The organism is Clostridium sartagoforme AAU1, assembly GCF_000401215.1.
Lineage (GTDB): Bacteria > Bacillota > Clostridia > Clostridiales > Clostridiaceae > Clostridium > Clostridium sartagoforme.
In genome coordinates, this window is record NZ_ASRV01000275.1 from 1 (window position 1) to 682 (window position 682).

General features: G+C 20.7%; 1 protein-coding gene. It reads right to left on the reverse strand.

The window, feature by feature from the left end; genetic code table 11:
* Positions 1–617: hypothetical protein (locus tag A500_RS19090; protein ID WP_016209212.1), on the reverse strand; the 617-nt coding region annotated here is incomplete at its 3' end.
* Between the last annotated feature and the right edge of the window lie 65 nt (positions 618–682).

The window sequence follows — 682 nt, forward strand, 5'->3', positions numbered from 1 at the left end:
ACTAAATTTAATAGTAATTTAGTATAACCTTCACAAAGAGAAATAGAGATTGGCATATTATTTTCATTAATTAAATACTCTTTATTTAGGGTTTTATATTTAAAATATAAATCAAATAAATTTCTAAAATAAATTGAATTACAGCCTATATAAACTTTGTCAATAATTTCTACGTCAGGAGAAAAGTATTTATCTTTAAGCTTTTTATAGATTAAATAATAAATTATAGAAATAGAAGTTTTTTCTACTTGTCTATAATCATATTTTTTAATATCATCAAAATCTCTTATTAAGTTTTCAAAGAAATCTAAAGTTGATGGATGAAGAGTTAAAATATCTTTATTTAAAAAACTTAAAAGAGAATTAGTATAAAAGGATATATTATTTAAAAAGTTCCATAAATCATTTACATTGAATTTTTCTAATTGTATATTCTGTGAGATTTCCATGTGTATATCAGTAAGAATTCTTTTACTTTCGGAGTAAACCTTATTATTTCCGCAAAGTGTAAAATCTCTAATTAAATTAAAAGCTATTCTATCATCTTCTTTAGAACCAATTGCATATTTACCATCACTATTAAAAAAGTTAATGGTAGTTATAGATAGATGAATCAAAGAAACTAATGCTAAATAAGAATAATTAATATAGGTAACTCCTATACAAAAATAAAATTATAAAA